Annotated in this window: 7 protein-coding genes; 3 read left to right on the top strand and 4 right to left on the bottom strand. The window is 68.9% G+C overall.

Annotation, left to right across the window (positions count from 1 at the left end):
* Window positions 1-238: 238 nt before the first annotated feature.
* From MFF55_RS22165 to trpA, 3 genes are all read right to left on the bottom strand, one after another.
* Window positions 239-1,564 (bottom strand): bifunctional folylpolyglutamate synthase/dihydrofolate synthase, encoded by a 1,326-nt coding sequence (locus tag MFF55_RS22165; RefSeq protein ID WP_238246284.1) that lies wholly within the window; start codon window positions 1,562-1,564, stop codon window positions 239-241.
* A 19-nt stretch (window positions 1,565-1,583) separates the two neighbouring features.
* Window positions 1,584-2,483 (bottom strand): acetyl-CoA carboxylase, carboxyltransferase subunit beta, encoded by a 900-nt coding sequence (gene accD / locus MFF55_RS22160; RefSeq protein WP_238246286.1) that lies wholly within the window; start codon window positions 2,481-2,483, stop codon window positions 1,584-1,586.
* Between the two features lie 69 nt (window positions 2,484-2,552).
* Window positions 2,553-3,407 carry a tryptophan synthase subunit alpha gene (gene trpA, locus MFF55_RS22155; protein WP_238246283.1) on the bottom strand — a complete coding sequence of 285 codons (855 nt, stop codon included), beginning with the start codon at window positions 3,405-3,407 and terminating at the stop codon, window positions 2,553-2,555.
* A 213-nt stretch (window positions 3,408-3,620) separates the two neighbouring features.
* Here trpA and MFF55_RS22150 point away from each other — a divergent pair, with 213 nt between their 5' ends.
* Genes MFF55_RS22150 through gluQRS form a run of 3 tightly spaced genes read left to right on the top strand, consistent with a single transcriptional unit; the run spans window position 3,621 to window position 6,913 of the window.
* Window positions 3,621-5,645 (top strand): PAS domain-containing hybrid sensor histidine kinase/response regulator, encoded by a 2,025-nt coding sequence (locus MFF55_RS22150; protein ID WP_238246282.1) that lies wholly within the window; start codon window positions 3,621-3,623, stop codon window positions 5,643-5,645.
* 45 nt (window positions 5,646-5,690) lie between these two features.
* Entirely contained in the window at window positions 5,691-6,023 is a 333-nt protein-coding gene (locus MFF55_RS22145) for a hypothetical protein (RefSeq protein ID WP_238246281.1), read from the top strand.
* Window positions 6,020-6,913 (top strand): tRNA glutamyl-Q(34) synthetase GluQRS, encoded by an 894-nt coding sequence (gene gluQRS, locus MFF55_RS22140; protein WP_238246285.1) that lies wholly within the window; start codon window positions 6,020-6,022, stop codon window positions 6,911-6,913. The genes MFF55_RS22145 and gluQRS overlap by 4 nt, the downstream gene beginning before the upstream one ends.
* Window positions 6,914-6,927: 14 nt before the next feature.
* Here the strand turns inward: gluQRS and MFF55_RS22135 are convergent, their stop codons facing one another.
* On the bottom strand, window positions 6,928-8,970 hold the full coding sequence (locus MFF55_RS22135) for a M23 family metallopeptidase (RefSeq protein WP_238246280.1): 2,043 nt from the start codon (window positions 8,968-8,970) through the stop codon (window positions 6,928-6,930).
* Window positions 8,971-9,376: the final 406 nt, after the last annotated feature.

The following is a 9,376-nucleotide window of genomic DNA, read 5'->3' as shown; positions in this document are numbered from 1 at the left end:
AAGCCACCGTGGTCAGCGCCGCAAAGGCAGCAAGAGAAGTCAAAAGCTTTTTCATTGTCGATCCCCAGCAAAGTGCCCGATCAGCGGTAAAACTAGTCGATTCTCCACAGCCAAGATGTAGCGCTGAGGACACACAGCCCATCGGACGCCGTTTTCGGCGGGTGGCCGAAGCAAAGCGGGGATAGGCTGGAGGAGGAAGAGGTTTCTTAGGAAATACGCTCTCGCGTACCTCCGACCCTCAGACGGGCGGCGTTCCGTTGGCCGTGAGGACGGCCCCGGCGAGGTAGAGCGAGCCGCAGATCAGGATGCGGGGCGGCCGCTCGAAGATGGTATCGGAGAGACCCTCAAGCGCGGCTTCCACGCTGCCCGCGGTGCTTGCGCTGATGCCGACTTCGGTCGCGATCCGCGCGACCTCGTCGGCGGGACGCGCCGCCATCTGCCCGGCGATGGGAACGGCGACGAGCCCGCGCGACAACCCGATGAAGTTGCGCAGGAACCCCTCCGCGTCCTTGGTGCCGAGCAGACCGACGATCAGGACCAGCGGCACGTCGCTCCGCTCCCCGAGGTCCGCCATCGCTGCGGCCAGGATTCGTCCTCCGTCGACGTTGTGCCCGCCGTCGAGCCACAGCTCGGCGCCCGCCGGCGCCAGATCCGCGAGGCGGCCCCGGTTGAGCCGCTGCAGCCGGCCAGGCCATTCCACGTTGCGCAGACCCGCCTCGATCGCGGCCGTGCCGATGTCGCCGAAGCCCGCCGCGCGTAGGGCCGCGATGGCCGTGCCGGCATTGGTGAGCTGATGACGGCCGGCGAGCCGGGGTCGGGGCAGGTCGAAGAGGTCGGTCTCATCCTGGAAGACGAGGCGGCCCCGCTCCTCGTGCACCGAGAAATCCTGGTTGCCGACGACGATGGGATCGGCACCGACGGCGGCGGCGAGCCGGCACAGGACCGTGTCGGCCTCGGCGTAATCCTGCGCTGCGATCACCGCCGGGCAGCCTCGCTTGAAGATGCCCGCCTTCTCCGTCGCGACGGCCTCGACGGTGTAGCCGAGATATTCCGCGTGGTCGCGGCCGATCGGAGTGACGACGGCCGCCGCCGGCCGGTCGATGACGTTGGTGGCGTCGACGCGGCCGCCAAGGCCGACTTCCAGCAACAACACATCCGCGGGTGATTCCGAGAACAGGAGCAGCGCGGCGGCGGTGGTGATCTCAAACACCGTGATGGGATCGCCAGAATTCGCCGCCTCGCAGCGGGCGAGGGCGTCGGCGAGGCGATCCTCCGGCACGAAGGTGCCGCCCCCGACCGCGCCGATCCGAATGCGCTCGTGGAAGCGCACGAGGTGCGGTGAGGTATAGACGTGAGCGGCGAACCCCCCCGCTTCGAGGATTGCCCGCATGAAGGCGATCGTCGAGCCCTTGCCGTTGGTGCCCGCGACGTGGATCACCGGCGGCAGCTGCCGCTCCGGATGGCCGAGTCGGGCGAGCAGGCTCTGGATCCGACCGAGCGACAGGTCGATCGTGCGGGGATGCAGGGCGAGGAAGCGCGCCATCAGCGCGTCGGAGGAATCCATTTAAGGGCCGGCTCGTCGGTCAGGCCGGTACGGGGAGCGCGGCCGGTGCCTGAGCGTCGGTGCGCTGGTTCATCAAGAGGCCGCACAGGCGCACGATGGTCTCCTTCAGGGCGTGCCGGTGGACGACCTGATCGACCATCCCGTGCTCGCGCAGGTACTCCGCCCGCTGGAAGCCATCGGGCAGCTTCTCGCGGATCGTCTGCTCGATCACCCTCGGGCCGGCAAAGCAGATGAGAGCCCCGGGCTCGGCGAGGTGGACGTCGCCCAGCATGGCGTAGGAGGCGGTGACGCCGCCGGTCGTCGGGTTCGTCAGGACCACGACGTAGGGCAGCTTGGCCGCGTTGAGCCGACGGATCGCGACCGTCGTGCGCGGCATCTGCATCAGCGAGAGGATGCCCTCCTGCATGCGCGCGCCGCCGGAGGCGGAGAACAGGACGAAGGGCGTGCGTTTGTCGAGCGCCGTCTCCGCGCCGCGAATAAAGGCCTCGCCCGCGGCCATGCCGAGCGAGCCCGCCATGAAGGCGAAATCCTGGACCGCCAGCGTCATCGGCAGGGAGCCGACGCGGCCGAACCCGATCTTGAAAGCGTCCTGCATGCCCGTCTTCGCTCGGGCGTCCTTGAGCCGGTCGGCGTAGCGCTTCTCGTCGCGGAACTTCAGGGGATCGACGGCGACCTCGGGCAGCGGCACGTCGATCCAGGTGCCCTCGTCGAACATCATCTTGAGGCGCGCCTGGGCGCTCATCTTGAGGTGATGCTCGGAACCCGGGATCACCCAGTGGTTCGCCTCGACCTCCTTATGGAACACCATATGGCCCGTGTCCGGGCACTTGACCCAGAGATTCTCCGGGGTCTCGCGCTTGAACAAGGTCTTGATCTTCGGGCGTACGACCTCCGAGATCCAGTTCATCGGTTCCACCATCATGAAGACGACGTCCTCGTCCCGGGCATAGCAGGGTCGGCGCGGCTGCGCTCAGACCCATATCGGTAGTCAGGCCGCGCCGCGCATCCCGTCCCGTACGCCTGCGGCGAGGTCGCGGACCAGCGCGCTCACCGCCTCGACGGTGCCCTCCGTGGCGCGACCCTCGGCATCGAGCGTCGCACGCAGGGCGTCGACCAGGGCCGACCCGACGACGACGCCGTCGGCCCCCCTGGCGATGGCGGCGGCATGCGCTCCCGTCCTGACGCCGAAGCCGACGACGACGGGCAATACCGTGTGGCGGCGTATCCGCGCCACCGCCTCGGAGACCCGCCCGAAATCCGGCGTCGCGGTGCCGGTGATCCCGGTGATCGACACGTAATAGACGAAGCCGGCGGTGTTTGCGAGGACCGCGGGCAGGCGACGCTCGTCCGTGGTCGGCGTAGCGAGGCGGATAAAGGCAAGGTTCCTAGCCAGCGCAGGCAGGCACAATTCCTCGTCCTCCTCGGGCGGCAGGTCGACCACGATCAAGCCGTCGATGCCGGCGGAGACCGCGTCGTCGAGGAAGCGCTCGACGCCGTAGGTGTGGATGGGGTTGTAGTAGCCCATCAGGATCACGGGCGTGCGGGCGTCCTCGGCGCGGAAGCGCTGCACGAGCTCGAGGGTCTTCGTGACTCCCTGTCCGGCCTTCAAGGCCCGCAGGCCCGCGGCCTGGATCGCGGGGCCATCCGCCATCGGATCGGTGAAGGGCAGGCCGAACTCCACGATGTCGGCGCCGGCCCGGGGCAGCGCCTGCAACACCTTCAGCGAGGTCTCCGGATCGGGATCGCCTGCCATCACGTAGGTGACGAGCGCCGCGCGGCCCTCGGCGCGGCAGCGGGCGAAGGTGGCATCGATGCGGGTCGTGACGCAGGAGGATGAGGTCATGGTGCTTCGTCTCGCGGCCTTCACGGCCGGGTCCGCAGGCTGGATCAAGCCGCCGCGCCTACACCATCGCCGAGCGCCCGTGAAGCACGGGCCTCGCGCTCCGCGGGTCGGCGCCGCGCAAGGGACCGCTAACCGCCTTTCGCAATCCCGCCTTCAGTCCCGTCTGCCACGCTGTCGGTGCCGGCCGCTGCGGCCGCGGAGACGATCCTGTCGATGCCGGATGCCCTTCTCGTCCTTGCGGTGGTCGCGCTCGCAGTCCTCTTCGTAGCGGCCATCCGCCGGCATGCCCCGGTCCGCGAGGGCGCCGAGGTCGAGCACCTCCAAGACCGGATCAGGCGCATCGCGGAGAGCGAGGAGCGCTACCGGGCGCTCGTCGAAGCGACCACGGAACTCATCGTCCAAAGGGACGCTCAGGGACGCATCACCTTCGCCAATGCTGGATTCGTGCGCCTGATCGGCGGAAAACCCCTCGACCTCATTGGGTCGACGCGCGATCTCGAAATCCTGGATCAGGGCGCGGCGCGGGAGCGTCCCGATGGCGTCCAACAGATCGAGATGCGCGTTCGCGGCGTGGACGGCGTGCCGCGCTGGTTCTCCCTCATCGAGATGGCGGTGACGAACGCGAGCGGGGATCCGCAACGGCTGCGGGCCGGCTGCGACATCACGGAGCGGGTCGAGGCCGCCCGCGCCCTCGACGAGGCTCTGAGCCGAGCCGAGGCCGCGAGCGTCGCGAAATCGCGCTTCCTCGCCACGGTCAGCCACGAGTTCCGCACGCCGCTCAATGGCATCCTCGGCATGGCCGACCTCGTCCTCGACACCGGCCTCGATCCCGAGCAGCGAACCTATGTCGAGGCGGTGCGGACCTCGGGCAAGGCCTTGCTGTCCCTCATCGATGGCATCCTCGATTTCTCGCGGATCGAGGCGGGACGTCTGGACCTCGCGGCCGAGCCGTTCGACCTTGGCGCAGTCGCGGAGGGCGTCATCGAGCTTCTGGCCCCTCCTGCGCAGGACAAGGGTATCGAGATCGCCCTCGACTTGGCCGATGACCTGCCGGACCTGGTCGTTGGCGATGCGGAGCGGGTGCGCCAGATCCTGACGAACCTCGCCGGGAACGCGGTGAAGTTCACGGCCGAGGGCGGCGTCGGCGTCGTCGTCGAGCCGGTCGAGGACGGCATCGCCTTGTCGATCCACGATACCGGACCCGGCATCCCCGAGGAGCGCCTGCCGATCCTGTTCGAGGAGTTCGAGCAGGGCGACAACAGCGCGAGCCGACGGCACGAGGGGACGGGGTTGGGGCTTGCGATCACGCGGCGCCTCGTCGCCCGGATGAACGGGCGCATCGAGGCGACCTCGAAGGTCGGGCGCGGCAGCACCTTCCGGATCGTGCTTCCCCTCGCAGCCGCGCCGTCGGCGGAGATATGCCCACCCGTCTCGCTCGATGGCCGAAAGATCCTGATCGTTGCGAACTCGCCCTTCCAGGCGCCCTTCCTTGCCCGGCGGCTCGCCCGCTGCGGCGGCTCGACGGTGATCGTTCCGACCGTGGAAGCCGGCCTCGACGCACTTGCCGGCGCCACTTTCGACGCCGTCATCGCCGACCGCGCCCTCGGCGATGCCGTCGTCCGGACGCTGGCGTTGGAGGCGAGAGCCTGCGGCGTTCGCTGTAGCCTGATCCTGCTCTCGCCCTTCGACCGTCGGGAATTCGGAGCGCCGGGCGCGGCGGGTTTCGACAGCTACCTCATCAAACCGGTCCGGGCGCGCTCGCTCTTCGACCGGTTGCTCGAACCCGTGACACCGATCAATCCGCCGGCCGCGGCGGGGTCGCCTGTGAACCCGGCGGCGTCGGTGCCCCGCCTGCGGGTTCTCCTGGCAGAGGACAACGCCATCAACGCGCTCCTCGCGACCAAGGCACTCGAACGGCTCGGTGCCACCGTGGTGCCAGCGCGCGACGGCCTCGAGGCCCTGGAACGTCTGGCGGAGGCTGAGGCCGGACCGCCCTTCGACCTCGCACTCATCGATATCCGCATGCCCGGCCTCGATGGTCTGGAGACGGCGCGCCGCATCCGCAGGCGAGAGTTCGAACGCGGCGACCCGCCGCTGCATCTCGTTGCCCTCACCGCGAATACGGGCCGCGAGGACGAGCGCGCCGCGCGGGAGGCCGGCTTCGACGGATTTCTGTCGAAGCCCCTGAACCTGCGTGCACTGCCTGCGATCCTGTCCCGGCAGTCGGCCGCCGCCTGAGGCCGCCGCGTTGACAGAACCGGGGCGCCGCGCGAACAGACCGGCATGGCAGACCATCCGACGTCCGCGCCCAAGGTTCCGGCCGAGCCCGGCGCATCCCCTGCCGGGGCGGCGTCGATCCCGGCTCCGCCGCCCCGCAGGGACGGATTCGTCGCGCTCTCCGTCGCCGCGCTGACCCTGGGCACCGTTCTTCTCGGCGCGCTCCTGCCGGGCTCGCCGGTCCAGCCTGCCGCATCGCCCGCCTCCGACGTGACCTGCGCCGAGTGGACGGATGGCTGTCGGGTCTGCCAGCGCCTCGCCGAAGGGCCGGGCTGCTCGATGCCCGGTATCGCCTGCGTGCCGGCGGAGAGCCGCTGCCTTCGCCGGGTCGGCGGCTGACGCCCTCCTGCCATGGGGACCGGCCGACCTTACGATTCGCGCCGAGTCCGAATGGCCTCCTCCATCTCGGTCATGCCTATTCGGCCCTCCTTAATGCCGAGTTTGCCGGGACGCTCGGGGGACGGCTGCTGCTGCGGATCGAGGATATCGATCCGGTTCGATCCCGCACCGAGCTGGTCGACGCGATCGCGCGCGACCTGGCTTGGCTGGGGCTCCGGTTCGAGGAGCCTGTTCGCCGACAGTCGGAGCACCTCGCCGGCTACGCCGCCGCCGTCGAGGCGCTGGCGTCGCGCGGCCTCGCCTATCCCTGCTTCTGCTCCCGCGGCGAGATCGCCGCCGCGGTGGCGGCAGAAGAAGTGGCAGCAGGGTGCCCTGCGCTCCGCGACCCCGACGGGACGCCCGTCTACCCCGGCACCTGCCGTCGCCTGACGGTGACAGAGGCGGAGGGGCGAAGGGCAGCCGGACACCCCCACACATGGCGGCTCGACATGACTCGCGCCTGCGCGGCCGAACCGGGCCCCTACGGCTTTACGGTCTTCGCGCGCGACTTGACGGAGACGTCCGTGGTGGCCGATCCGGGACGATGGGGCGATGCCGTTCTCGCCCGCCGCGACGTACCCACGAGCTATCACCTCTCCGTGGTGATGGACGATGCTGCGCAGGGCATCACCCACGTGGTCCGCGGCGCCGACCTGCTGGCTGCGACCGACCTCCACGTCCTGATCGCCCGGCTTCTCGTCCTACCGAAGCCGCGCTATCACCACCACGGCCTGATCCGCGATCGCGATGGCGAAAAGCTCGCCAAGTCGCGAGGCTCGGAGTCCCTGGCCGATTTGCGTGAGCGCGGGGTCGCGCCCGACGCGATCCGGGCACGCCTCGGCTTCGCTTGAGAGGGCAGGGCGGTTCAGCGCATCGCGCGCTGGGCAAGGGCGGTCCCATTGCGCGATTTCTGCATCACGGCGTCGATCTCGCCCCGCTGGCGACGGAACTCGGCGAGAAGGCGCCCATCGAGTTCGCGACCGCGCGGCACCCGGATCTTCATCGGATCGACGAAGTGGCCGTTGATGATGACCTCGTAATGCAGGTGGGCGCCTGTCGAGAGGCCGGTCGAGCCGACATAGCCGATCACCTGGCCCTGGCGGACCTTTGCCCCGGCCGCGACGCCGCGGGCGAAGCGCGACATGTGGTTGTAGGTGGTGACGTAGCCGTTGATGTGCTGGACCTCGACGCGGCGGCCATAGCCGGAATCCCATTCCGCCTTGATGACCGTACCATTGCCGGCCGCCACGATCGGCGTGCCGATCGGGTTCGACCAATCCACGCCGGTATGCATCTTAGCGTAGCCGAGAACGGGATGGCGGCGGTAGCCGTAGCCCGAGCGCAGGATGCCATCGGCGATCGGCTTGCGGATCAGGAACTTCTTCAGCGAGCGGCCCTGCTCGTCCAGGTAATCGATGGTGCCGTCGTCGGGGGATTGGAAGCGGTATACCTTGCGCGGTTCTCCAGCGAGGTTGAGCGAGGCGTAGAGCAGTTCCGGGCGCTCCACCGCGTTCGGGCCCGCCTCCTCGTCGTAGCTGTAGAAGACGTCGAGCCCGTCACCCGGAGAGATGCGACGCTGGAAATCGATGTCGTAGCTGAAGATGCGCACCAAGTCCTCGACCGCATTGCGCGGGAGCTCGTGGCGGGCGGCCGTCTCGTGCAGGCTTTGATAGAGCCGCGGGCCCGAACCGCCTTCCTCCTCGTCCTCGGCCTCCGCCGTCACGGGCGCATTCCTCGGCGTCTTCTCCTCGGTCGGCGGGGCCACCGACACGAAGCCGCCGCGGTCGTTGATGGCCGCAATCGCCTCGACGCCGTTCTCCCCATAGAGGATCACCCGCGTCACCTGTCGCGGATCGCCGGGCTTCGGTCCCGGCGCGATCTGCAGGCGGTATTGCTGGCCCTCGAGCAGGTCGCCGGTGCGGGCCCGCCCGCCGAGCGCCGCCACGATGCCGCGGACCTGCTCGTCGGTGACGGAGAAGGCGGCGCGGAGGGCTGCGTCGAGGCCCTCCCCACGCTTCAGGGCTAGGTCGCGTTCCTCAACGAGGGGGGGCTCGCCGCCGCGAAGATCCACCTTGGCGAGGCTCGTCAGGTTCTCGGGGACGACCAGCACGTCGATGGACTTGAAGGGGCTGCCGTCCTTGCCGAGCTTCGCCGAGCCATCGAAATCGACGGAGCGTACATCCTGCTGGAGGGTGCGCGACAGCATCATCTGCGGGGCGAGGGGGATTGCCGCCCGCCGCCCTGCTTCCGCCGTGAGACGCCGCTCCTCCGCCACCTGCGCGGTCACGTCGTCATCGGTGAGGGCGGGTGCGCTCTCCTCGACGACGAGCCCGGCGAGATCCCGCTTGAGGACCGTGACCTCGCCGCCGGGCGTGTCGTTCGCTGCGGGATCGGGGGCGCGTTCAGCCGGCTCGTCGGAGATGAACTTCATCGGATCGAAGCGGGGTGTCTCGGGGGCGAACACACCGGTGGACATCGCCAGCGCCGTCGAGACGCGCATGAAGGGGCGGACCTTGATGATCTCGCGTTCACCGAGCCGGACGGTGACCGGTGCGCGGAAACTCTGCTTGGCGGAAGCCACCATCAGGTTGCGCACCAGGCGATCGCCCTTCCGCGCGAGGTTCGGCCCCAGATCGGCCGAAATGGGCCGCACGGCGACGGCGGCGCGCTCCGGGATCGCTGCGAAGGATACGTCGCCCTGCAGCGAGATGTAGATGGCAGCGCCGATCAGGGCCGCACCTGTGAGCCCCGTGAGCGCGCTTGCGCAGAGCCAGCGCAGGTTCACCTCCCGACGATCGATCCTCGGGGTGTCCGGACCCATCAGGTCGAGTGGTGGCTCAATGCCGGAGCCCGAGCGCGGTGGGATGCGCACCACATCGGATGCAAGCTGGAGGCGATCGCGCTTCACGGGCTTCCCATTTCAGACACGTACTCCCGGCGCCGTGGGCAGAGAGCGAACCGGGTTCCGAGTTCGCACAGTGCTGACGACACTCACAATCCTCTGTGAAGTCACGATGTCTAGATTGAGGCGCCACGAGAGCGGAGCCTGACGCAGGGAGCGAACGGACGCTCAAACTGCGGCGTTTCGGTTCCCGCGATTTTCCTGTTGACGTGCTCCTGGGTGGTCCGTATACCGCTGTTCATCGGCGCCGGCCGCGGGAGTGGTTCGGCGGCTTTTGCACCTCTTGGGTGTGGCGTGTTGGTCTCCTGGTATTTTGGGAGTTGACACGGTTCTTTGGGGCTCTTATCTGGGCTCTACTGCATCAGCGGCCTTCGGCGGCCTTGCGATGTGAATTTCACAATTTGGCGGGTGT

It is taken from the genome of Methylobacterium iners, assembly GCF_022179305.1.
GTDB classification, from domain to species: domain Bacteria; phylum Pseudomonadota; class Alphaproteobacteria; order Rhizobiales; family Beijerinckiaceae; genus Methylobacterium; species Methylobacterium iners.
This window is presented reverse-complemented; position numbering and strand designations above follow the sequence as displayed.